This window comes from Streptomyces sp. CRN 30 (genome assembly GCF_034105845.1).
On the sequence record NZ_JAVRHI010000033.1, the window covers coordinates 1 to 22632 of the forward strand.

Consider the following 22632-nt stretch of genomic DNA (forward strand, 5'->3'; position numbering starts at 1 on the left):
CGGTCACCTCGGCCGGCTCGCCCAGCGCGTACGCGGCGGCCGCGGCGACCGGGGTGGCGACGTGTGCGCCGAGCGCGGTGAGCACGTCCAGGACACGCGCGCGCAGCGCGCCGCCCGTGTCGGTGTCCGGGAACCGGGCGACGGCGGCGGGCCAGCCGGGCGGCAGGTAGGAGCCGACCAGATCGGTGACCACGGTGACGTGGTCCGGCAGCATCTCGGCCGGCCCCGGCAGCACGGTGCCCCGCGGCTCGTGCACGGTGTCGCGCCAGGTCTCGTCGCTGACCACGTGCAACCCCTCGCCCACGGCGGCCTCGACGGCCTCGTGCACCAGTTCGGGCGGCGCGACGGTGGCGGTGGGGTCGTCCGCGACACAGAGCACCAGCAGCCGCGGATCACCGCCCTCCGCGCGCACCCGGCGCACGGTCTCCAGCAGGGCGTACGGGTCCGGGACGCCCCCGCACTCGGCCGGCGTCGGCACGGGGAACGGCGACCTGCCCGACGTCCGGGTCCCCGGCGCCCACCAGGCGGCGCACGGGCGCGGCACCAGGACGTCCCCGCCGACCGCCGTGGTCAGTGCGAGGAGCAGCGCGGGCGCCCCGGGAGCGGCGGCCACCAGGCCGGGCCCGCCGGGCAGGCCCCGGCGTTCGGAGTACCCGCCGGCGGCGTCGAGGAGGTCGGGCCCGCCGCCGACGGGTTCCGCGTCGGGGTGCTCGGCGGCGGCACAGAGCCGGGCGATGAGTCCGGGGAGGACGGGGAACCCCTGATCGGGGAGCGGCGGGCCGTAACGGACGGGGCCGTGCCCTTCCGGATGCGTCCGCCGCCGCATGAGTGCCTCCGCGCGAGTCCCGGTGCGGGTGACGCACCCGCAGCATGCCAACCCGTCCCGTATGGTGCCGGACGCTTCCTGGGCCACTGAGTACCCAGGGATGTGCGTCGTCATGGGCGGCGGCCGAGTTGCGCCCGTCACAGCGTCAGTGGCGGCACGGTGTCAGCGGTGCGCGGAGCGTCCCTTGCGGCGCGGGCGCAGGCGCTGGACGGCGGCACCGAGGGCGCCCGCGACGAGCAGGCCGCCGGCGGCCAGGGCCGGCACGGAGTCGGTGAAGGCACCGCCGCCGCCCGCCTCCACACCGTGGTCCGTCACCGGCGGGCGGGTACCGGACGGGCGCGGGTCGCCGACGCCGTCGCCGTCGCCGTCGCCGTCGCCGTCGCCGTCGTGCGGATGGTCGTCACGGCCGTGGGGTTCCCCTCTGCCATGGGAGTCCCCTCTGCCGGAGGAGTCCCCGGGGGGATCCTCCCTGCCGTCGGGCTGATCCTCTCCGGGGGCGTCCTCGTCGCGCACGTCCTCGCCGTGACCTCCGTCAGGGTCGTCGCCGGGTGGGTTCTCACCCTGCTCGCCCTGCTCGCCCTGCTCGCCCTGCTCGAACAATTCGTCGAGCCCCTCCTCGCCAGGCTCCTCGCCCGGCTCCTCCCCGTACGGATCCGGATCCACGACGGCGTGCGGGGCGGCCCCGGCGGCCGGGACACCCGCGGCGCGCCCGGGTCCCGGTCCGGGGAGGGCGCCGGCGGACAGGGCGGTGACGGACAGGGCGGTCGCCGACAGGACGGCGACGGACAGGACTCGGGCGCTGCGGCGCATGGGCGGAACTCCTTCGGCAGGCTCCGGCTGACTGGGCCCGGGCGCACGGCGGCCGCCGTGCCCCGCGCTCCATCAGAGCCCGCCCGTCGGCGCGCCGCGCGCGGCCGGGCACCATTCGCGCGACGTACGCCCGCCGAGCGGGTGACGGACCACCGCCGGCCCCGTCCTTCGGGACGGGCCTCCCCGTCACCCGGCCAGCAGGACCAGCTCCTCCTCCAGCCCCCGGCCCCGCTTGTCGACGACGGCCGAGGCGACGTCCGTCAGCTTGCGCTGGGTGTGCTGCGAGACGCGGCGCAGCACCGCGAAGGCGGCGTCCGCGTCGCAGCCCAGCACGTGCATGACGATGCCGCAGGCGCGGTCGACCACGGGCCGGGAGCGCAGCGCGGCGCCCAGCTGGTCCAGCTCGGTGAGGGCGGCCCGGTAGGAGCGGTCGCGCAGCAGACAGGCCGCGGCGAGGTCGCCGAGGGTGCGGACGGGCCCGTGCGGGGCGTCCCGCAGGGTGCCGGGCCGGAAGCTGTAGAGGCTGAGCGTGACCGTCAGGTCCGAGCGCCGGAACGGGATGGTGACGCTGGAGCGCAGCCCCGCGTCCAGGGCGAGAGCGCGGTAGTCGGGCCAGCGGTCCTCCCGCAGCAGGTCGGCCGAGCCGACGGGCTCGCCGCGGTCGAGCGCGGCCGGTACGGGTCCGTCGCCGGAGCGGAGCTGGACGGCGAGCAGGGGGGCCAGATCGGGGTGGGTGACCGCCGCGGGCCGGTCCGCTCCGCTTCCGCTCGCGGTGCTGCTCGCCCCGCAGCAGGCGCTGGTGCAGCGGGCGGCCTGTTCGGTGAGTTCGGAGAGCCTCCGTACCGGGAGGGCGGACTCCGGGGGTTCCGGACCCAGACGGCCGACGTACGCGCTTTCCGTCATGTGCACGCCTCCTCTTCGGGCGCGTGCCCGCTCCTTCGCGGCGGAAAACAACGGAGGACGAGCTGGGTCGGACAGGGCCGGATCCCGTCCCTGCCGCCCCGGGTGCGGGCCGTCCGGGTTACGTTCGGGACATGGCGCAGACGGACCGGACGGACGCGTTCGGCGAGGAACTCGCGGACTTCGTACACCGCGTGGCGGAGCTGAAGGCCGCCCGGTCGGTCCCGAGCAGGGAGCTGCCGACCGTGCTGGACGCGGCGATCTTCGAGCTCGACCATGTGGCCGACCGGCTGTGGCCCTGGTACGAACGGCTCTCCGCGTCCCGTACGCCCACCGGGAGCACCGGGGACCGCCAGGAGCTGCGGCTGCTGAAGGAGATCCTCCAACGGCTGCCGCTGCCCGTGGCGCTGGTGGACCGCGAGACGGTGGTGCGCCGGACGAACCCGGCGGCGGGTGCCCTGACCGGGGTGCGGGCGGGGTACGCCACGGGCCGGCCGCTGACCGGGTTCCTGGCGCGCGCCGACCGGGCGGCGTTCCGTACCCAGGCCGCGGCGGTGGCCCGCGGCGAGGGCGACCGCAGCCTCACCGTCCACCTCCAGCAGCGGCCCGCGGCACCGGTGCGGGCGACCCTGACCGCGCTGCGGCCCGCCGACGAACCGCGCCCCGTGGTCCTCGTGGTGCTGCAGCCCGCGGCGCCCCGGTTGCCCGCCGCGGACGTCGAGCGTCCCCCGTCCCCGGTGCCCGACCTCACCGGGGCGGCCCGGCACGCGGCGCTGCTGGACCTGGTGGACGCCATGACCACGGCCCTGCTCGGCGGGCCCGCGGACGGCGCCCTGGAGCGGGCCGCGCTCGTGCTGCACGGGCGGTTCGCGGACTGGGTGGTGGGCGACGTCGGGGAGGGCCAGCTGCGCCGCGCGGTCGTGCTCGGGCCGTCCCTGGAGGAGGCCGCGGCCGTCGCCGCGCAGGATCCGGCGGCGTGTCCGCTCGTCGTCGAGGTGGCCCGAGGCGGCTCCCCGGAGCTGCGGGTGCGGCCGGCCGACCCGGAGGCCTTCGGCCGTGACGCCGCGGGCGCGCCGGTCCTCGTCCGGGCCGACGTCACCTCGCTGCTGTGCGTGGCGCTGACCGCGCCGGACGGCCGGGGGCGGGGCGTGCTCAGCCTGTTCCGTGCGGGCGCCCGGCCGGCGTTCTCCCTGGCCGAGGCCCATGCCGTGGACATGATGTCCCGTCACGTCGCGCTGGCCGTGGGCGCCGTCCCGCGCGCGTGAGGTGCGTGAGGTGCGGGTGCCCCCGCGCGCGGGCACCCGTTCACACCGGGTCCCGCAGCACCTGCTCGCGCAGCCGGTCGCAGCAGCGGCTGATCAGCCGGGAGACGTGCATCTGGGAGATGCCCAGCTGCTCGGCGATCCGGCTCTGCGTCATGTCGTTGAAGAAGCGCATGTAGAGGATGGCGCGCTCGCGCTCCGGCAGGGCCGCGAGCCGGGGCCTGACCGCCTCCCGGTCGACGACGGTGTCGAGCGCCGGGTCGGGCGAGCCCAGGGCGTCGCCGAGCGAGTAGCCGTCCTCGCTGCCGGGCAGTTCGGCGTCGAGGGAGAGCGCGGTGAAGCTCTCCAGCGCTTCCAGGCCGGCCTGTACGTCGTCCTCGGTCAAACCCGCGTGCTCGGCGATCTCGGAGACGGTGGGCCGCCGGCCGGGGGTGGTCTGGGACAGGTCCTGGCAGGCGAAGCGCACCCGGTTGCGCAGGTCCTGGACGCGCCGCGGCACGTGCAGGGTCCACATGTGGTCACGGAAGTGGCGCTTTATCTCGCCGGTGACAGTGGGGACGGCGTAGCTCTCGAAGGCGTTGCCGCGGTCGGGGTCGTACCGGTCGACGGCCTTGACGAGGCCGAGGGCCGCGACCTGACGCAGGTCCTCGTAGCTCTCGCCCCGGCTGCGGAACCGTCCCGCGAGCCTCTCGGCCATGGGCAGCCACGCCTTCACGAGGCGCTCGCGGAGGTCGTCGCGCTCCCGGCCCGGGGGCAGCGTGGCGAGCCGGCGGAAGGCCGCCGCGGTGTCGGGTGCGTCGTCGTGGGGGTGCCTGGCGTGTGCGTGAGTACGCATGGTGCGTCGCAACTCCCTCGAGGGGTGCTCTGGGGTGGACGGTCACCGCGGAAGCGCGCCCGTGAGCGGCGGGGCACACCCGTGGCGGCGGTGTGCCGCTCCCACGGACGTGCCTCCGGTCCGAAGCACTGGGAGTGCGCCTGCCCCGGGGTGTGCCGGGCAAACGCCCCGGCGGGTTTTCCGGCGGGCGGGCCGGGCTGTCGGCCGACCCGATCCACCCGGAGTACGTCGCCCACGTCCTCGACCCGCTGCTGCCCGGCGACGCGATCGTGACCGCGGACTCCGGTTCGACGGCCGACTGGTACGCACGCCACGTGACCCTGCGGAACCGGATGCGGGGCTCCCTGTCGGGGACGCCGGCGTCGATGGGCTGCGCGGTGCCGTACGCGATCGGCGCGGAGTTCGCGCACCCGGACCGTCCGGTGGTCGCGCCGGCCGGGGGCTGGAGTTCACCGCCGCGTCCCTCCTGAAGGGCGACGCGGACCGGGGGCCGGTGGTGCGGTCGGGCTTCAAGGTGCAGGAGTCACTACCGGGGCGGGAGAAGGGCAGGAAGAGGAGCTGTGAGAACACCGCCTGAGGGCGCGTGCCGCATCCCCGGCCGGCGGATCCGGTGTCGGCACGGACCTCACGGGTACGCGGTCGCCACCTGAGATTGTCTGGAGCCTGGAGCGAGAGATGCAGCGAGGCAGTGACCGGCTGAACGTCCACCGCGACGACGAGATGAAGCACGAACTGCAGGGCCTGCTCCGGTCCGGCCACCCCACGCGCACCGAGGAGTGGCACGACCCGGAGCCGACCGCCGAGGACGACCCCCAGGTCTGGCAGAACCCGGTCGCCCCGGGCCGCAGCCCGTCCGCCCCGATGGAGGCGGTGCGCCTGGAACTGGCCCGCGCGCTGGGCCGTACCTCCTTCCCCGCGGACCCCCGTGAGCTGGTCGGCGTCCTGCGCGACAAGCGTGCCCCGGACGCCCTCGTCGAGGCCGTGGAGCGGCTCCCGGAGGACGAGCGGTACGCCACCGTGCACGCACTCGCGGAGGCCGTGGTGGGGATGACCGAAGGCGCCGGTTCCTAGGGTCCGGCCGGACGGCTCCCCGGGGTCCGAGCGGACGACGGGCGACCGTGAGGCATGACGGCCCCGCTCCCGGGTACTGCGGCGACGTCACTTACGACTGCCGAGCACGTGCGCGACGCCGATGCGTCGGGCGTGCGGACACCCAGCGCGGGCACGCGAGAAGGAGAGGCCACGACCATGGCTGACTACGTCAGGGAGGTCATGACGCCCGGGGTCGTCACGGTCCGCCCGGACGCCTCGCTCGTCGAAGCGGCGCAGCTGATGCGGGCCCAGGACATCGGTGACGTCCTCGTCACGGTCGACCACCGGCTCGTCGGGGTGCTGACCGACCGCGACATCACCCTGCGCGCCGTCGCCGACGGCGCCGACCCGCTGACGGTGAGCGCCCAGGCCGTGTGCACGCCGAACCCGGTGGTCGTGGGACCCGACGACGCGGTCTCCGCCGCGGTCGGGCTGATGCGTGACCACGCCGTACGGCGGCTGCCGGTCGTCGAGGACGGTCACCCGGTGGGCATGGTCAGCCTCGGCGACCTGGCCCTGGCGGGCGACCCGGACTCGGCCCTCGCGGACATCAGCCGGGCCGCACCGGACGGCTGGCCGGGCGGGGGCCCCGCGTGACCGTGGACCGGAACGAGAAGAAAAGCGCCGGGCGGGCCGGGGTCCCTGCGGACCCGCCCGCCCGCGCGCACCGAAAGGACAGTGAACAAGCATGCGTATCGCGTTTCTGACCGCCCCCGAAGGCGTCGAGCAGGTCGAGCTCACCGAGCCGTGGAAGGCCGTGACCGACGCGGGCCACGAGCCGGTGCTGGTGTCGACGGACTCCGGTGAGGTGCAGGGCTTCCACCACCTGGACAAGGCGGACACGTTCCCCGTGGACCAGGTGGTGGGCGAGGTCTCCGCGGCGGACTTCGACGGGCTCGTCCTGCCGGGTGGCGTGGCCAACCCGGACTACTTGCGGACGGACGAGAAGGCCGTCGCCTTCGTCGCCGCCTTCTTCGAGCAGGGCCGGCCGGTCGCGGCGATCTGCCACGCCCCCTGGACGCTGATCGAGGCGGACGTCGTGCGCGACCGGACGCTGACCTCCTGGCCGAGCCTGCGCACCGACCTGCGCAACGCGGGCGCCGAGTGGGTCGACGAGCAGGTGAAGGTCTGCGACGGCGGCGCCAACAAGCTGGTCACCAGCCGCAAGCCCGACGACCTCAAGGCGTTCTGCGACACCCTGCTGCAGGTCTTCACCGAGGAGTCGTCCCGCCGCGACGGCTGACGGCCCGGTTCACGGCCGCCGCGAGGGGTTTCCCCTCCGCGGCGGCCGTCGTCGTGCCGCCGCGGGGGCGGACGGCTCACTCCTCCGCGTCACGCTCCCGGGCACCCGCACGCGTACGGCCGGCCGCCACGAGGCGGTGCGGGTTGCGCCGGAGGTACTCGCCCTCCAGCTCCGCCGTGCGCTCGTCGTGCACCCGCAGCGCGTCGTCCGAGCCGTACAGGAACGTGTCGTGCCGGGTGCGGTGGATCGTCTCCAGCTCCTTCATCAGCTGCTGGTCGTCCAGCTGACGGGGGTCGACTCCGGTCATCGTGGTGTCCCGCTCGTCGTGTTCCTTCATGCGGTCCGGGTACCCGCCCCCCGGCAAGCGTTACCCGAGCGGCCTCCGGGAGGGAGCCATGGATCTCGCCTTTCTCGACCCCCTGTACGAAGACACGGGACCCTGGGCCTCCGTGTACGTCGACCTCTCCCGGCGCACGGAGAACATGGTCCACGAGCGGGAACTGACGGCCGAGGCCCTGTCCCGGCAACTCGCCGAACAGGGCGCGGACGAGCGCACGTGCCACGCCGTGCGCGACGCGGTGCACGACCTGCGCCACTCCTCCGACGCGCACGGACGCGCCCTGTTCGCCCGCGACGGCCGGGTGCTGCTCGATCCGCCGCTGGCCCGGCGCCCGGCGGGCGGCAGCACCGCCCACTGGGCACCGCTGCCGCACACCGCGCCGCTGCTGGAGCTGGCGGGCGAGGACCCGGTGTGCGTGGTGGCGTACGTCGACCGGCGGGGCGCCGACCTCGAGCTGCGCAGCGGCGCGCTGGGCAGCCAGGACGCGGGCACGGTCACCGGTGAGCAGTGGCCGCTGCACCGTACGCACACCAACGCCTGGTCGACGAAGCACTTCGAGCTCAAGGTGGAGAACACCTGGGAGCAGAACGCGGCGGAGATCGCGCAGGCGCTCGCCGCGTGTCAGGAGGAGACCCGGGCGGACCTGCTGATCCTGGTCGGGGACGTCCGGGAGCGGCGGGCGGTGCACGAGCGGCTGCCGAAGCACCTGCGGGGCCGCGTGATGGAGACGGACCACGGCGCGGGCAGCAGGCTGCTGGACGACGACGTGGAGCGCATCCGTGCCGAGCACGTGTGGCGGCGGGCCGGGGACGAGCTGGACCGCTTCCTGGCCGCGCGGGATCCCGGCGCCGACGGCCGCGCCGGAGCGGTGGAGGGCGTGCCCGCGGTGATCGAGGCCGCCCGTGAGCACCGCATCGAGGAACTGCTGATCCACCCGGACGGCCCGGACGCCCATCGCGAGGTGTGGGTCGGCGAGGACCCGGACCAGCTGGCCGTACGCCGCTCCGACCTGCGGGCCATCGGCGAGGAGCACGCCTGGCCGGCCCGCGCGGACGACGCGCTGCTGCGCGCCGCGGCGGTGACGGGCGCCCCGGCGCTCTCGGTGACGCCGGCCGGGGTGGACGACGCGCCGGTGGGCGGAGTGGGCGCGCTGCTGCGCTGGAAGTGAGCCGCGGGCCGGAACGGCCCGGCGCGCCCCGCCGCGAAGCCCCCGGGACTCCCGGGGGCTTCGGCCTGTTCGGGCTGCCCGCTTCGGCCTGTTCGGGCTGCTCGGAGGCGGCCCGGTGCGGTTTACCGCGCCCGCTCCACCCGCCGCTCGTCCCACACCGGCTCCGCCGTCTCCCGTACGCGGCCGTCGGAGCCGAAGACGAGGTAGCGGTCGAAGGCGCGGGCGAACCAGCGGTCGTGCGTGACGGCGAGGACCGTTCCGTCGAATGCCTCCAGGCCCTCCTGGAGGGCCTCCGCCGACTCCAGGTCGAGGTTGTCCGTCGGCTCGTCCAACAGCAGGGCGGTCACGCCCTGGAGCTCCAGGAGCAGGATCTGGAAGCGGGCCTGCTGGCCGCCGGAGAGCCGGTCGAAGGCCTGTTCGGCCTGGCCCGTCAGCTCGTAGCGCCGCAGCCGGGACATGGCGGCGCCGCGGTCCTGGGCGTGCTCGGTCCACAGGATGTCGAGCAGGGTGCGGCCCTCCAGCTCGGGGTGGGCGTGCGTCTGGGCGAAGTGCCCGGGGACGACCCGCGCGCCTAGCTTCCACTGTCCGGTGTGTGCCACCTCCTCCCCCGCGAGCAGGCGCAGGAAGTGGGACTTGCCGGAGCCGTTGGAGCCGAGCACGGCGACCCGTTCGCCGTAGAAGACCTCCAGGTCGAAGGGTTTCATCAGGCCGGTCAGTTCCAGCCCCGCGCAGGTCACGGCCCGTACACCGGTGCGGCCGCCCTTGAGCCGCATCGTGATGTCCTGCTCGCGGGGCGGCTCCGGCGGCGGCCCGGCCTCCTCGAACTTGCGCAGCCGGGTCTGCGCGGCCTGGTAGCGGGAGGCCAGCTCGTGGCTGATCGTCGCCGCCTGCCGCAGGCTCAGCACCAGCTTCTTCAGCTGGGCGTGCTTCTCGTCCCAGCGGCGCCGCAGCTCCTCGAAGCGGGCGAAACGTTCCCGCCGCGCCTCGTGGTAGGTGGCGAACCCGCCGCCGTGCACCCAGGCGTCCGCGCCCGCCGGGCCGGGCTCCACGCTGACGATCCGCTCGGCGGCGCGGGCCAGCAGCTCCCGGTCGTGCGAGACGAAGAGCACGGTCTTGCGGGTCTCCCCGAGCCGCTCCTCCAGCCAGCGCTTGCCGGGCACGTCGAGGTAGTTGTCGGGCTCGTCGAGGAGCAGCACCTCGTCGGTGCCGCGCAGCAACGCCTCCAGGACCAAGCGCTTCTGCTCGCCGCCGGAGAGCGTGCGCACCTGCCGCCACTGCGCCTTCTCGTACGGCACGCCGAGCGCGGCCGTGGTGCAGATGTCCCACAGTGTCTCGGCCTCGTAGCCGCGCGCCTCGGCCCAGTCGGCGAGGGCCTGCGCGTAACCCATCTGGGCCGCCTCGTCGTCCACGGTCAGGATCGCGTGCTCGGCGGTGTCGACGGCCCGCGCGGCCTCCCTGATCCGGGGCGGCGCCACGGACACGAGCAGGTCCCGTACGGTCGACTCGTCCCGTACGGACCCCACGAACTGCCGCATCACACCGAGCCCGCCGCTCACCGTGACGGTCCCGCCGTGCGGCTTCAGCTCACCGGAGAGCAGCCGCAGCAGGGTGGTCTTCCCCGCGCCGTTGGGTCCGACGAGGGCGACGACACTGCCCTCCCCCACCCGGAAGGACACGTCGCCGAGGAGCGTCCTCCCGTCGGGGAGGTGGTACTCGAGGTGCGCGGCTTCCAGATGTCCCATGGGCACGCATTGTCCGGGGGCCGGTACCGCCCCGCAAACCGTTTAGCGGTGGCGGGCGCCCCGTACCGGCGTCGCGCCGTCCGGGCCCTGGCAGAGAAGGCCCTGCCCGGGGTACCAGTGATCCATGACCGCAGACGTCGACCTCACCGTACGCCCGCCCGGCCCCCACGCCCTCCGCGAGCGTTTCCTCGCCCTCGACTGCCGCCTGTTCGAGGCGGTGGCGACCCGTCACTGGCCGGGCGGGGACCACGTCCTCCCCCGGCTGACCCGCGCCGCGAACCACGGCAAGCTCTGGTTCGCCGTGGCGGCCGGCCTGGCCGTGACCCGGAGCCCGCGGGCCCGCCGGGCCGCCGTCCGGGGCCTGGCCTCGCTCACGCTGGCCTCGGCCACCATCAACACCGTCGGCAAGCGCTCGATCCGCCGGCCCCGTCCGGTCCTGGACCAGGTGCCCCTGGTGCGGCAGCTGAAGCGGCAGCCGATCACCACCTCGTTCCCGTCCGGCCACTCAGCGTCGGCGGCGGCCTTCGCGGCGGGCGTCGCCCTGGAGTCCCGCACCCTGGGCGCCGCGGTGGCGCCGGTCGCCGCCGCGGTCGTGCTCTCGCGGGTGTACACGGGGGTGCACTACCCGAGCGACGTCCTCGCGGGCGCGGCGCTCGGCGTGGGCGCCGCCTACGCCGTGCGCGCCCTGGTGCCGGCCCGTGACCGACTGCCGACGCCCGGGCACCCGCCGGCCGAGGCGCCCGCGCTCACCGACGGGGAGGGCCTCGTCGTGGTCGCGAACCAGGGCGCGGGCAGCGCCGACCGGGTCCGTGCCCTGCGGGACGAGCTGCCGCGCGCCGAGATCGCGGAGTGCGAGCCGCAGGACGTGGCGGTCGCGCTGGAGAAGGCGGCCGCCCGCGCGCGGGTCCTCGGGGTGTGCGGCGGCGACGGCACGGTGAACACCGCGGCCGAGGCGGCCCTGCGCCACGGTCTGCCCCTGGCCGTCCTCCCGGGCGGCACCCTCAACCACTTCGCGGCGGACCTCGGCATCGAGGACGCGCGGGGCCTCGCCCGCGCCGTGCGGGCGGGCGAGGCCGTCAAGGTGGACGTCGGGCGGTTCTCCTCGGGCACGACGGAGGGGATCTTCCTCAACACCTTCAGCCTGGGCGTCTACCCGGAGCTGGTGCGCGAGCGGGAGCGCTGGGAGGAGCGGATCGGCAGCTGGCCGGCCGGGGTGATCGGCGCGCTGCGGGTGCTGCGCGCGGACCGCCATCCGCTGCGGACGCACTTCCAGGGGCGGCCGCATCCCCTGTGGCTGCTGTTCGCCGGCAACGGCGCGTACCACCGCGTGGGCCTCACCCCGGGCCGCCGTTCGGACCTCGCGGACGGACTGCTCGACGTCCGCGTGGTGCACGGTGGCCGCCGTCCGGCCCTGCGGCTGCTGGCGGCCGCCCTGGCCGGTCCGCTGACCCGCTCCCCCGCCCACGCGGCGGTGCGTGTGCCCAGGCTGCATGTGGGGGGCGTCGACCCGGGCACCCTGCTCGCGTACGGCGGTGAGGTCACCGACGTGGAGGCCGACGAGCTGACGCTGAGCAAGCTGCCGGAGGCGCTGACGGTGTACCGGCCGCAGACCTAGTCCACGGAAGGGGAACGGTCATGTCGCAGGCGCGGGAGACCGCCGTCTACACGCACGGGCACCACGAGTCGGTGCTGCGTTCGCACACCTGGCGGACGGCCGCCAACTCGGCGGCCCACCTCCTCGGCGCGCTCGAGCCCGGGATGCGGGTCCTGGACATCGGGTGCGGTCCCGGCACCATCACCGCCGACCTGGCCGAACTGGTCCCGGACGGCCACGTCACCGGTGTCGACCGCGCCCCGGACGTGCTGGAGCGCGCCCGGGCGACGGCCGCGGAGCGGGGCGTGGCCAACATCGGCTTCGCGGTGGCGGACGTGCACGCGCTGCCGTACCCGGACGACACGTTCTGCGTCGTCCACGCCCACCAGGTGCTCCAGCACGTGGGCGACCCGGTGGGCGCGCTGCGCGAGATGGCCCGGGTGACGCGGCCGGGCGGGTTCGTGGCGGCCCGGGACGCGGACTACGCGGCGATGACCTGGTTCCCGTCCGCGCCGGGCCTGGACGACTGGCTGGACCTGTACCGCCGGGTGGCCCGCGCGAACGGCGGCGAGCCGGACGCGGGACGCCGGCTGCGGTCCTGGGCGCTCGCGGCCGGGCTCACCGAGGTCACGGCCGGCTCCGGCACCTGGACCTTCGCCACCGCCGAGGAACGGGCCTGGTGGAGCGGGCTGTGGGCGGACCGGACGCTGGCACCCGCGTACGCCGGGCGCGCCACCGGAGGCGGCCACGCGACGCCGGAGGGGCTGCGGGCGGTGTCCGAGGCGTGGCGGGAGTGGGGGCGGCGGGAGGACGGCTGGTTCTCCGTGCTGCACGGGGAGATCCTGTGCCGGAAATGAAGGCGGCGGGTGATGCCTGATTCAAGGTTTTCGGGTCACACGGAAAGCTGGAGGTGTCATCATGGTTCCCCTTTTGCTCGTTCTGCTTCTTGCCGTGATCCTGTTCGGTCTGGGATTCGTGGTGAAGGCGTTCTTCTGGATCGCCCTGGCCGTCATCGTGATCTGGGCGCTCGGCTTCCTGATGCGGGGCACCAGCGCGGGCGGGTCGCGCGGGCGCTGGTACCGCTGGTAACCGGCTCCTGACCGGTCGACCGCGGGTCAACCGCATACGGAAGTCACGGAAAGGGCCCGACCCGAGATCATCGGGGCGGACCCTTTCCGTGTCGGCCGCGGCGTTCCGCTCTCTCCGGGAGGGAGACCTCACGGCGTTCCACGACCGTCACGCCGGCTCCTCCCCGGCGAAGGAGTAGGGCGCCCAGGGACCGGTGAGTTCGACCCGCAGTCCGGGGGTGTCGTCCTTGGTGCGGTCCACGAGTTCCACGAATTCCTCGGATTTCCCGCGTGGCACCAGATAGGCGGCGTTCATCACGTTCCGGCCGGCCGCACCGGAGAGCGCGGCGTTCTGCGGCGCGTGCACGCGGAATTCCTCGGCCCGGCCCGAGAGCGCCTCGTGCAGTCCGCGCGCGAAACGGTCCGCGTGCCGCCACAGCTCGTCGTGGGACCGCGGCCTCTGACGCCGCTGCCGCAGGTGGTCACGGCCCGGCGTGGCCTGCTCCGCGACGGCGACGGTGGGCCGCTCGGGCGCGGCGGACTCCGTGTCGAGGTACACCTTCACGCCCCACTCGACCCGCCCCTCCAGCCGGTCCAGCGTGCGCCGGAACTCGTCCTCCCGGGCCTCCATCATCGTCCGCAGACCGCTGTCGTCCCGGAACACGGTGCCGAGCCGCAGCGGCAGCGGAGTGGTGACGGTGGTGAGCGCGTCGATGACGCCCTGGTGGGCGCGGGCGGTCACGCCCAGCCAGTCCAGGTCCTCCAGGTGGGCCCGGAGCGGCTCCTCCGCGAAGTCGTCCTCCGGCACCTCGCTGAGCACGGCGACGAGCCCGTGGTGGGACAGGAGCTTCGGCGGCACGCCCGCGACCCCCGTCAGCTGGGCCTGGAGGGCGGCGTCGAAGGGGCGGCAGATGGCGTACACGTAGCGAAGGCCGGTCGTCATGACGGTTCGTTCCTCTCTGACGGCGCGGTCGCGCTCCGGGGAGGCGCCCTCCTGGCTCCGGCCACGGTCCAGGGGGCGCCCTCCCCGCTGCGGCCGCGCTCCAACTCGGCGCGGTGCGCGCGCAGCGCGACGTTCTCACGGGCGAGATCGTCGCGGTGCGCGCGCGAGGACAGCGCGGGATCGGTCTCCCACCAGTCGATCCCCATCTCCTCGGCCTTGTCCACCGAAGCGACGACGGGACGCGCTCTCCTGGTGAGCGGCTACCGGGGGAACGTCATCGCCGGCCGCCGGCCGCGGCCGTCCGGCCGTCGTCCTCGTACTCCTCGTCGTACTCCTCGTCCTCGTACTCCGCCTCCGGCTCCTCCTCGGGCGCCTCCTCACCCTCCTCCGCGTACTCCTCGTCGGCGTACTCGCCGTCCTCCTCGTACTCGCCCTCCTCGGCGGGCTCCTCCTCGTCCTCCTCGGACGCCTCCGGCTGCTCGGTCTCCTCCGCCTCCTCGGACGCCTCGGGCTCGTCGTCGTACTCGTCGGATGCCTCGGCCTCTTCTTCCTCGGCCTCCTCGTGCTCGCCCCGGGGCTCCTGCCCGTCCTCCTCCTGCTCGCCCTGCTCCTGCTGTTCCCGCTCCTCCTCGGCGACGGCGTCCTCGTGGGTGCGGACCACCTCGCCGTCGCGGATCTCGCCGCGCCAGCCGTCCTCGGCCTCGCCGCGCATCATGATGTAACGGGCGAAGTTCTTCAGGTCCAGCCGGGCCCGGCGGCCCTGGGCGCGCCAGATGTTGCCGGTCTTCTCGAACAGGCCCTTCGGGTAGTACTCGATGACCAGGATGACGCGCGTGAGGTTCTCACCGAGCTCGTGGAAGGTGACGACACCCTTCGTGGTGCCCTTGGCGCCCTCGGTCGTCCACACGATCCGGTCGTCCGGCGCCTGCTCCTTGGTGTGCGCCTTCCAGCTCCGGCTCGACCAGAAGATCTTCATCTGCCAGTCGGAGGTCGTGTCGTCGGCGCGGTTCGCGCTCTTCACGCCCTTCGCGAAGGTGCTGAAGGTCTGGTACTGGGTCCACTGGTCGTAGGCGGTGCGCAGCGACACGCCCACGTCGATGGTCTCGATGATGACGGTGGGCTTCTGGCCCGCGCTGCCCTTGTTCTTGCCCTTGCCCTTGCCGCCGCCCAGGTTCTTCAGCGCGCCCATGACGTTGTCCTTGGCGCGCGAGGCGCCGATCTCCACGGCGCTGCGCAGGGGGCCCTTGCCCTCGGCGAGCTTGCGGCCGCCGTCGAGCGCGAGCTTGGCGAAGCCCGGGCTGTTGCCGTCGGCGATGTCGTTCAGCTTGACGGTGGTCTCGCCGAGCTTGCGGCCGACCCCGGTGAGCAGGCGGGTCGCCTGGGCGGCGAGGTAGTCCTGCACCTCGCCCTTCAGGCGGTCGGCGGCCTCGCTCTTCGCCACCGAGGTCAGCGGGTTGTCCTTGACCTTGTCCGTCGCGCCGCGCAGGGTGTCGCTCATCGGTCACCGCCACCCTTCTGCGAACGGGCGCGGGTGCCGGGGACGGCCTTCTTGGCCGCGGCGGTCTTCTTGGCGGGGGCCTTCTTCGCGGTCTTCTTGGCCGCGGCCGTCTTCTGCGCCGGGACCTTGTCGGCCGTCTTCCCGGCCGCGCCCTGCCCACCGGCGGACTGCTTCCGGGGCGCCGTCCTCCTGGCCGGCGCCTTCTTCGCGCGCGGCCGCTCCGGCTGCTCCTCCGGTTCCTCGTCCCGCTGTTCCCGCGCCCCCCGCTCGTCGCGGTCGTCACGGTCGTCGCGGTCGTCACGGTCGTCACGGTCGTCGTAGGCGTCCGCCTCGTCGTCCTCGTACCGCTCGTCGTCCGGCTCGTCGGAGCGGCCGCGCACGTCCGGGGTCACCCCGGCGAGCTGGTCGCGCACCTGGGCGGTCCGGCCGTGCAGCCGGTCGGCCAGGCCCTCGATCTGCCGTTCGACCAGCGCCCCGGAGGCCGCCTTGCCGACCCCGCGCAGGTCGTTGCGGAGCTGGTCCCCGATCTCCTTGAACTGCGGGTTGTTCTGCAGTTGCTGGGAGACCAGGTCCGCGATGCCCCGCGGGCTCAGGTTCATCCGCTTGCCCGCCACCATGGTGCCGACGGCGAACGCCAGTTTCATCTTCTTCGTCCGCCCGAGCAGATATCCGGCCCCGACGGCGAGGCCCAGTCCAAGTCGATTCATCCTGTCGTCCCGTTGCCCGTTCCCGCGCCCCTGTGCGCGCTCTCCTCCAGCCGGTCCAGGAGCACGTCCTCCTGGCGGTCGAACTCCTCCTCGGTGATCTCACCCGCCTCCAGCATCCTCTCGAGGCGAGCTAGTTCGGCCCGGATCGTGCCCGGGTCGTAGTACTGGCGCTCGGCCTCGGCGAGTACCTGACGTACTGCCCAGAGGCCGCCGCGCACGGGTGCGAACGGCAGCAGCAGCACCTCACCGATCAGTCCCATGCCATCCGTCCTCACCCGCGCCCGGCGTCCTCCGGGCCCGTTCGGTCGTCGCCGTCACTCACGCGTTCCCGCGGCCGTTCACGTCCGCGCGCCGTTCACGTCCGCGCCTCGGCGGGCTCGGACGGAGCCGGCTCGACGAAGCTGTACGGCGGCAGCGGCCCGTTCAGCCGCACCTCCAGGTGCGGGTACTCCTTGCGGACCTGTTCGACGACGGCGAGGAACTCCTCGGTCTGCGCCCGGTCCACCAGGAACGACACGTTGACGAGCCAGCCGGTGGAGTCGGGGCCCACGCTCTCGGCCGCCGCGGTGCGCTCCAGCGCCTGCCGCACCAGTGCCGCGTCCTCGGACTCCCGGTGCTGCACCGCGGCCGCCACCATCTCGCCGAGCCGCAGCTTGTCCTCGTAACTCCCGCCGCCCGACTGCCGGTTGGACTGGGCGAGGGCGCGCAGCTCCGGGTTGTCGGACATCACCCGGTGCAGCACGGCCTCCTGGTCGTGGCTGGCCTTGACGTTGTACTCGACCTTGCCGTCCAGGGCGCCGAGCCGCTCCCGGTAGTGCTCGGCGCGCTCGGCGAGCACCCCGGTGACGGCCGCGTCGTCCGGGGCCACGCTGCCGAAACGCATGGGCAGCACGGCCCCGCCCGCGCCCGCCTCGCTCAGCACGTTCTGGTGGGCGAGCAGGTCCTTGCGCTTGGGGCGCAGGTTCTCGGGGGCGTCGCTGACGATGGCGACCAGGTCACCCTCCTCCAGGATGCGTACGGGCAGCGGCGGGGTGCCGACTCCGCCCAGCTCCTTGGGGAGGGAGGGGTGCGAGCGCGCCGCGATGCCGTAGACGTACGTGCTCACTCGTCGTCCCCCCTCTTGCGCGCCGTGGTCTTGCGGGCCCGCGGCCGCGATTCGGACTGGCCCTCGTCACGGGCCTGCGAGAAGGCCTCGGAGATGGTCTCGGCGGCACCGGAGAGAGCGCCCTTGGACTTGCCGCGGGCACCGGACTCCGTCATCTTGCCGACGAGGTCGGGCAGGCCGGGGTCCTTGCGCGGCCCCGACTCCAGGTCGAGGCGGTTGCACGCCTCGGCGAAACGCAGGTACGTGTCGACGCTGGCGACGACGACACGGACGTCGATCTTCAGAATCTCGATACCGACCAGGGAGACCCGCACGAAGGCGTCGATCACGAGCCCTCGGTCAAGAACGAGCTCCAGGACGTCGTACAGGCCGCTGCTGCCGCCTCCTCCGCCGGTCTGCTGTGCAGGCACTACGCTCATGCCGGCTGGTCCTCCTTCTCTGTGATGGGGTCTCTGTGACAGGGAGTGCGGGACGGCGGTCTAGCGCCCGCCGGAGCGGCTCGCGTCCGCCCGCCCGCGTTCGTAACGACGGACCCGCCGGTAGCCCGTGAGCTCGCCGTCCGCGTCGAGTTCGACCAGGTAACTGGCCATCAGGCTCATGGTGTCGGGGACCCGTTCGATCTCCGTCACCTCGACCTCCAACGCCCAGCCGTCAGCGGTCTGTTCGAAGGAGGACACGGCCTCGGGAACCAGCCCGGTCAGCTCCTCGAGCTGCGCACGCGCGCCGCGCAGCACCTCCATGGGGCGGGGCCGCTTGCTCGCCTTGGCCCGCGTGTCGTCCGATGTGGTGTTCTCTTCGGGGGACTCGGGTGAGTCCTGTGCTTTTGATGACTGTGATGTGTTCGACATGGCCACCTCGAACACCGGGTGCTCACAAGCGCGTTGACCAAACCTGCGGGCACGCGTGTACCGGCCACGAGGTGCGTCGCGCACCGCGTGGCCGGTCCCGGCCCGCCGCCCCGGCGGCTCCGTCGCTAACCGCGCAGCGCCCCGAGCCGCCGGCGCGCGGGCCCGAGCGACCGGCCCCGGCCGGTCAGCTCCGCCCAGGGCTTGGTGCGCGCCTGCTCGACGGCGTCGGCGACGGTCCACCGGCGGGCGTCGAGCGCGGGGTCGTCCAGCTGCTCCCGGGCGAACGGGGCGGCGACGGGCGCGCCCGGCCTGGCGCGCACGGTCCAGGGGGCGACGGCCGTCTGCGCGTAGGCGTTGCGCTGCACGTCGAGGTAGAGCCGCTCGCCCCGGTCCTTCTTCCGGGCGGCGGTGGTGAGCCGGTCGGGGTGCCGCTCGGCGAGCAGCTCCGCGACGTCCTTGGCGAAGGCGCGTACGTCGTCGAAGTCCTCGTCGCCCCTGATCGGGACCACGGCGTGCAGTCCGCGCGAGCCGGTGGTCATCAGGCCGAACGGCAGCCGTAGTTCGTCCAGCAGCTCGCCCAGGTCGTGGGCGGCCCGGCGGACCTGCGCGAAGTCGGCCCCGTCGGCCGGGTCGAGGTCGAAGACCAGACGGTCCGGCCGTTGCGGGGCGTCCGCCCGGGAGAGCCAGCGGTGCAGGGTGAGGCAGGCCTGGTCGGCGAGGTACACCAGGGTGGCGGTGTCCTCGCAGACCACGTGGCGGACGGTGCCGCCCTCCTTGTCCACCTCCACCCGCCGGATCCAGTCCGGGTAGTGCGCGGAGGCGTTCTTCTGCATGAACCGGGGTCCGTCGACACCGTCCGGGTGCCGCTCCAGCATCAGGGGCCGGCCCCGCAGCTGGGGCAGCAGGAACGGGGCGACGGCACGGTGGTACGCGACGAGGCCGGCCTTCGTGAGCGCCTCGCCGCCTCCGCCCTCCGGGGCCGGAACGAGCACCTTGTCCGGCCGGTGGACCTCCACGGTGCGGCGGCCGGCCCGTACGGTACGCGTGTCGGACATGCCTCAACTCCCGTAACCCGTACGGGTCCCGACCGCCACGGTGGTCACGGCGCCACCGCGTGCTCCACGAGCAGCCGGGCGGCCGCCGCGATCGACTCGGCGTCGATGCCCGCGGCGTGCAGCTGCTCCTCCGGAGTGGCCGAGCCCGGCATCGTGCGGACGGCCAGGCGCACCAGGCGCGGTACGGGGCGCCCGTCGGTGAAGGCGTCGAGGACCGCGTCGCCGAGGCCGCCCTCCTCGTGGTGGTCCTCCACCGTGACCAGGCAGCCGGTCCGCTCGGCGGCCTCCTGCAGGGTGGCGCGGTCGACGGGCTTGACCGAGTACAGGTCGATCACCCGGGCGCGGATACCCTGGCCCTCGAGCGCGTCGGCGGCGGCGAGGGCCTGGTGCACGGTGACGCCGGCCGCGACCAGCGTGATGCGGTCCTCGTCCGAGGAGCGCAGCACCTTGCTGCCGCCGACGGGGAACTCCTCGTCCGGGCCGTAGATCACCGGGTCCTTGCCGCGCGAGGTGCGCAGGTAGCGGATGCCGTCGAGGTCCGCCATCGTGGCGACGAGCTTCGCCGTCTGGTTGGCGTCGCACGGGTAGAGCACGGTGGAGCCGTGCACCGAGCGGAACATCGCAAGGTCCTCCAGGCCCATCTGCGAGGGCCCGTCCTGGCCGATGGCGACGCCCGCGTGCGAGCCGACGACGTTGAGCCCGGAACCGCTGATCGCGGCCATCCGCACGAAGTCGTGGGCGCGGGTGAGGAACGCGGCGAACGTGGACGCGTACGGCACCCAGCCGCGCGAGGCGAGCCCGACCGCGTCCGCGATCAGCTGCTGCTCGGCGATGTAGCACTCGAAGTACCGCTCGGGGTGTTCCTTGGCGAAGTACTCGGCGCGCGTGGAGTCGCCGACCTCGCCGTCCAGGGCGACGACGTCACCGCGCGCACCGCCGAGGGCGGCGAGGGCCTCGCCGAACGCGTCACGGGTGGCGGCCTCCTCGCCGATCTCGTGGCGCGGGAGCTGGAGGTGGCCCGCCGCGGCCCGGTGCGGCTCCGGCGCGTCCTCCGGCTGGTGCACCTCGATGCGCAGGTCACGGATGCCGCCGAGCTCCTCGATCGCCTCGTCGGCGTCCTTCACCGGCTTGCCGTGCAGGCCCTCCTTGTCCTCCGTGGCCGCGACGCCCTTGCCCTTGAGGGTGCGGGCGACGATCACGGTGGGCTGACCGGCGGTGGAGAGGGCCTCGGCGTAGGCGCGGTCGACGGCGTCCACGTCATGGCCGTCGTGGACCTCCACGACGTGCCAGCCGAAGGCCCGGAAGCGGCGGGCGTACGCGTCCAGGTCGTGCCCGTGGCGGGTCTCGCCGCGCTGCCCGAGCCGGTTCACGTCGACGATCGCGACGAGGTTGTCGAGGTTCTCGTAGCCCGCCTGCTCGGCCGCCTCCCAGACGGAGCCCTCCGCGAGTTCGCTGTCGCCGCACAGCACCCACACGCGGTAGCCGGTGCGGTCCAGCCGCTTGCCGGCCAGTGCGATGCCGACGCCTACGGGCAGGCCCTGGCCGAGCGAGCCGGTGGCGGTCTCCACCCACGGCAGCCGGCGGGGGGTGGGGTGCCCCTCCAGGCGGCTGCCGAGCTTGCGGAAGGTCAGCAACTCCTCGTCGTCGATCGCGCCGACCGCCTTGTACACGGAGTACATCAGGGGCGAGGCGTGGCCCTTGGACAGCACGAACCGGTCGTTGCCGGGGTGCTCGGGGCGTGCGAAGTCGTAGCGGAAGTGGCGGGCGAACAGCACGGCCGCCAACTCGGCGGCCGACATGGAGGACGTGGGGTGCCCGGATCCCGCCGCGGCGGCGGCCCGCACGCTGTCCACGCGGAGCTGCTGGGCCAGTTCGGACAGCTGGTGGTCATTCACGTTGTCGCCGTTCCTTCTCTCGTCGGTCATGCGTCTTCTCGACGGTCATGCGTCTTCTCGTCGGTCATGCGTCGCTCCCGGTTCCCGGCCGCTCGCTCGTGCCCGGTGCGTCGTCCGCGGCCTTCACCGGCCCGGGCCCGTCCCCGGCACCGGACCGCGGCTTCTCCGGGCCGCCCACCACCCGCGCCACCTCGGGCGAGGCGGTGTCCAGCGGCACCGACCCGGACCGTACGAGCCCCAACTGCACGCCCTGGCGCGGCAGTACGGCGTCGAGCAGCCAGTCGGCGGCGACCCGGACGCGGTTGCCGGGCATCGCGGCGAGGTGGTAGCCGCGGGTGACCGCGCCGGCCGCGAGCCCCGACAGGTGCACGCCGAGCGGGTTGGCGGCGGCCTTGACCCCGCCCAGGTCGACGACGAAGCCCATGTCCTTGTGGCGGTAGGGGCGGCGGGTGCCGACACCGAGCGAGGCGGCCACGTTGTGCGCGGCGACCTTGCCCTGCCGCCAGGCGTGCTGGGCGGTCATCGGGTGGTACGTGCCGGGTTTCTCCAGGTCGGGCACGGCGGCGGCGTCACCGGCGGCGAACACCTCGGGGTGGCCCGGCACCTGGAGCGAGGGCTCCACGAGCAGCCGGCCGCGTTCCATGGGCAGCCCGAGGGACTCCGCGAGCGGGTCGGGCCGTACGCCGACGCACCACACCACGGTGTGCGTGTCGACGAACTCGCCGTCGGTCAGCAGCACACCCGTGCGCGTCGCCTCCTTCACGGAGGTTCCCATCCGCACCTCGACGCCCCGCTGCCGCAGCACCTGGTCCGCGGTGCGCGAGAGCTTCTCGTCCAGTTCGGGCAGGACCCGGTCGGCGATGTCGAGCAGCAGCCAGCGGGGGTCCAGGCCCTCCCGCAGGGGGTGCTGGCGCACCAGTTCGTCGGTGAACATCTTCCCCTGGGCGGCCACCTCGGTGCCGGTGTAGCCGGCGCCCACCACGACGTAGGTGCAGCGCGCCGCGGCCTCCTTCGGGTCCTCGCCGGCGGCGGCGAGCTCCACCTGCCGGGTGATGTGGTCCCGCAGGTACAGCGCCTCGGGCAGGCCACGGAAGCCGTGCGCGTGCTCGGCGACGCCCGGGATGGGCAGCAGCTTGTTGACGCTGCCGGCGGCGAGCACCAGCCGGTCGTAGCGCAACGTGCCCGCCTCACCCTCGGGGCCGGTGTAGCGCACGGCCCGGTCCTCCAGGTCGATGCCGTCGGCCTCGCCCAGCACCAGGCGCACGTGGCGCAGCCCGGAGAGGGAGACGGTGACGCGGCGCGGCTCCAGGATGCCGACGGCGACCTGGGGCAGCAGCGGCAGGTAGAGGAAGTAGTCGGTCGGGTTGAGCAGGACGATGTCGGCCTTGCCCTTGCTCAGCCGGGAGAGGGTGCTCGCCGTCCGGTACCCGGCGAAGCCTCCGCCGACGATCACGATGCGGGGTCGACTCACTGTTACGCCTCCGGCGGTGTTCGCGTACGGACATGTCGGTCGGTCTCGGTCGTCGCTCACGCGTACGGGCGCCGGTCGGCGGCCGTACGCACTGCTGTCCCCCGTACGGCACATGGACGTACGGGCCTTCCGCGTCCCCCTGGCCAGGGCACCCAAACGCATGGTTTCCCGGCCTTTCGCGCGCGTTTCGCGCGCGTGGGGGCGGGTTACCCGTGCCGCCGACCGAGTGAC

At 74.1% G+C, this 22632-nt stretch carries 24 protein-coding genes and 2 pseudogenes; 9 read left to right on the top strand and 17 right to left on the bottom strand.

Features of this window, described 5'->3' with window-relative positions:
• The 3 genes from UW392_RS03505 to UW392_RS03515 all read right to left on the bottom strand — a co-directional run.
• The coding region (locus UW392_RS03505) for an aminotransferase class I/II-fold pyridoxal phosphate-dependent enzyme (RefSeq protein ID WP_320773356.1) at window positions 1–826 on the bottom strand (826 nt) is incomplete at its 3' end.
• 162 nt (window positions 827–988) lie between these two features.
• Window positions 989–1636, bottom strand: coding sequence for a hypothetical protein (locus UW392_RS03510; RefSeq protein WP_320773357.1), 648 nt, complete (start codon window positions 1634–1636; stop codon window positions 989–991).
• Between the two features lie 186 nt (window positions 1637–1822).
• Window positions 1823–2539 (bottom strand): GAF and ANTAR domain-containing protein, encoded by a 717-nt coding sequence (locus UW392_RS03515; protein ID WP_320773358.1) that lies wholly within the window; start codon window positions 2537–2539, stop codon window positions 1823–1825.
• 131 nt (window positions 2540–2670) lie between these two features.
• Here UW392_RS03515 and UW392_RS03520 point away from each other — a divergent pair, with 131 nt between their 5' ends.
• The gene (locus tag UW392_RS03520; RefSeq protein WP_320773359.1) at window positions 2671–3801 is read left to right on the top strand and encodes a PAS domain-containing protein; all 1131 of its coding nucleotides are present in this window, start codon (window positions 2671–2673) and stop codon (window positions 3799–3801) included.
• Between the two features lie 40 nt (window positions 3802–3841).
• Here UW392_RS03520 and UW392_RS03525 read toward each other — a convergent pair whose 3' ends face one another.
• A complete protein-coding gene (locus UW392_RS03525) occupies window positions 3842–4633 on the bottom strand; it encodes an RNA polymerase sigma factor SigF (RefSeq protein ID WP_320773360.1) in 792 nt (263 codons plus the stop codon).
• A gap of 188 nt (window positions 4634–4821) precedes the next feature.
• Here UW392_RS03525 and UW392_RS66905 point away from each other — a divergent pair.
• The 4 genes and pseudogenes from UW392_RS66905 to UW392_RS03545 form a co-directional block, all read left to right on the top strand.
• Window positions 4822–5073: pseudogene (locus UW392_RS66905) on the top strand (thiamine pyrophosphate-dependent enzyme); the annotation flags it as partial.
• A 235-nt stretch (window positions 5074–5308) separates the two neighbouring features.
• Window positions 5309–5704 carry a DUF2795 domain-containing protein gene (locus UW392_RS03535; protein WP_320773361.1) on the top strand — a complete coding sequence of 132 codons (396 nt, stop codon included), beginning with the start codon at window positions 5309–5311 and terminating at the stop codon, window positions 5702–5704.
• Window positions 5705–5881: 177 nt separating this feature from the next.
• On the top strand, window positions 5882–6322 hold the full coding sequence (locus UW392_RS03540) for a CBS domain-containing protein (protein WP_320773362.1): 441 nt from the start codon (window positions 5882–5884) through the stop codon (window positions 6320–6322).
• Window positions 6323–6413: 91 nt separating this feature from the next.
• Window positions 6414–6968, top strand: a complete 555-nt coding sequence (locus UW392_RS03545; protein ID WP_320773363.1) for a type 1 glutamine amidotransferase domain-containing protein — start codon at window positions 6414–6416, stop codon at window positions 6966–6968.
• Between the two features lie 76 nt (window positions 6969–7044).
• On the opposite strand, the gene UW392_RS03550 is transcribed toward UW392_RS03545, so the two are convergent.
• The gene (locus UW392_RS03550; RefSeq protein WP_320773364.1) at window positions 7045–7305 is read right to left on the bottom strand and encodes a DUF6158 family protein; all 261 of its coding nucleotides are present in this window, start codon (window positions 7303–7305) and stop codon (window positions 7045–7047) included.
• A 58-nt stretch (window positions 7306–7363) separates the two neighbouring features.
• Between UW392_RS03550 and UW392_RS03555 the strand changes: the two genes are divergently transcribed.
• On the top strand, window positions 7364–8476 hold the full coding sequence (locus UW392_RS03555; RefSeq protein WP_320773365.1) for a Vms1/Ankzf1 family peptidyl-tRNA hydrolase: 1113 nt from the start codon (window positions 7364–7366) through the stop codon (window positions 8474–8476).
• A gap of 122 nt (window positions 8477–8598) precedes the next feature.
• Here UW392_RS03555 and UW392_RS03560 read toward each other — a convergent pair whose 3' ends face one another.
• Window positions 8599–10218, bottom strand: a complete 1620-nt coding sequence (locus tag UW392_RS03560; protein ID WP_320773366.1) for an ABC-F family ATP-binding cassette domain-containing protein — start codon at window positions 10216–10218, stop codon at window positions 8599–8601.
• 124 nt (window positions 10219–10342) lie between these two features.
• Between UW392_RS03560 and UW392_RS03565 the strand changes: the two genes are divergently transcribed.
• From UW392_RS03565 to UW392_RS03575, 3 genes are all read left to right on the top strand, one after another.
• A complete protein-coding gene (locus UW392_RS03565; protein ID WP_320773367.1) occupies window positions 10343–11833 on the top strand; it encodes a bifunctional phosphatase PAP2/diacylglycerol kinase family protein in 1491 nt (496 codons plus the stop codon).
• A 20-nt stretch (window positions 11834–11853) separates the two neighbouring features.
• Window positions 11854–12669 (top strand): class I SAM-dependent methyltransferase, encoded by an 816-nt coding sequence (locus UW392_RS03570; RefSeq protein WP_320773368.1) that lies wholly within the window; start codon window positions 11854–11856, stop codon window positions 12667–12669.
• 61 nt (window positions 12670–12730) lie between these two features.
• Window positions 12731–12901 carry a hydrophobic protein gene (locus UW392_RS03575; protein WP_320773369.1) on the top strand — a complete coding sequence of 57 codons (171 nt, stop codon included), beginning with the start codon at window positions 12731–12733 and terminating at the stop codon, window positions 12899–12901.
• 147 nt (window positions 12902–13048) lie between these two features.
• Here the strand turns inward: UW392_RS03575 and UW392_RS03580 are convergent, their stop codons facing one another.
• From UW392_RS03580 to UW392_RS03630, 11 genes and pseudogenes are all read right to left on the bottom strand, one after another.
• Window positions 13049–13822, bottom strand: a complete 774-nt coding sequence (locus tag UW392_RS03580; RefSeq protein ID WP_320773370.1) for a GvpL/GvpF family gas vesicle protein — start codon at window positions 13820–13822, stop codon at window positions 13049–13051.
• Window positions 13819–14079 (bottom strand): annotated as a pseudogene (locus UW392_RS03585) (hypothetical protein); the annotation flags it as partial. The gene UW392_RS03580 and the pseudogene UW392_RS03585, both read right to left, overlap by 4 nt.
• Before the next feature lie 17 nt (window positions 14080–14096).
• Complete coding sequence (locus UW392_RS03590) at window positions 14097–15320, bottom strand: SRPBCC family protein (protein WP_320773371.1); 1224 nt, start codon at window positions 15318–15320, stop codon at window positions 14097–14099.
• A complete protein-coding gene (locus UW392_RS03595; RefSeq protein ID WP_320773372.1) occupies window positions 15317–16027 on the bottom strand; it encodes a DNA primase in 711 nt (236 codons plus the stop codon). The genes UW392_RS03590 and UW392_RS03595 overlap by 4 nt, the downstream gene beginning before the upstream one ends.
• Window positions 16024–16287, bottom strand: a complete 264-nt coding sequence (locus UW392_RS03600; protein ID WP_320773373.1) for a gas vesicle protein GvpG — start codon at window positions 16285–16287, stop codon at window positions 16024–16026. The genes UW392_RS03595 and UW392_RS03600 overlap by 4 nt, the downstream gene beginning before the upstream one ends.
• A 95-nt stretch (window positions 16288–16382) precedes the next feature.
• A complete protein-coding gene (locus UW392_RS03605; protein WP_320773374.1) occupies window positions 16383–17132 on the bottom strand; it encodes a GvpL/GvpF family gas vesicle protein in 750 nt (249 codons plus the stop codon).
• Window positions 17129–17551, bottom strand: coding sequence for a gas vesicle structural protein GvpA (locus UW392_RS03610; protein WP_320773375.1), 423 nt, complete (start codon window positions 17549–17551; stop codon window positions 17129–17131). The genes UW392_RS03605 and UW392_RS03610 overlap by 4 nt, the downstream gene beginning before the upstream one ends.
• A gap of 60 nt (window positions 17552–17611) precedes the next feature.
• On the bottom strand, window positions 17612–17980 hold the full coding sequence (locus UW392_RS03615; RefSeq protein ID WP_320773376.1) for a gas vesicle protein: 369 nt from the start codon (window positions 17978–17980) through the stop codon (window positions 17612–17614).
• 125 nt (window positions 17981–18105) lie between these two features.
• On the bottom strand, window positions 18106–19035 hold the full coding sequence (gene ligD, locus UW392_RS03620) for a non-homologous end-joining DNA ligase (protein WP_320773377.1): 930 nt from the start codon (window positions 19033–19035) through the stop codon (window positions 18106–18108).
• Window positions 19036–19079: 44 nt separating this feature from the next.
• Entirely contained in the window at window positions 19080–20960 is a 1881-nt protein-coding gene (locus UW392_RS03625; protein ID WP_414495514.1) for a transketolase, read from the bottom strand.
• Between the two features lie 34 nt (window positions 20961–20994).
• A complete protein-coding gene (locus UW392_RS03630; protein ID WP_320773378.1) occupies window positions 20995–22401 on the bottom strand; it encodes an NAD(P)/FAD-dependent oxidoreductase in 1407 nt (468 codons plus the stop codon).
• Window positions 22402–22632: the final 231 nt, after the last annotated feature.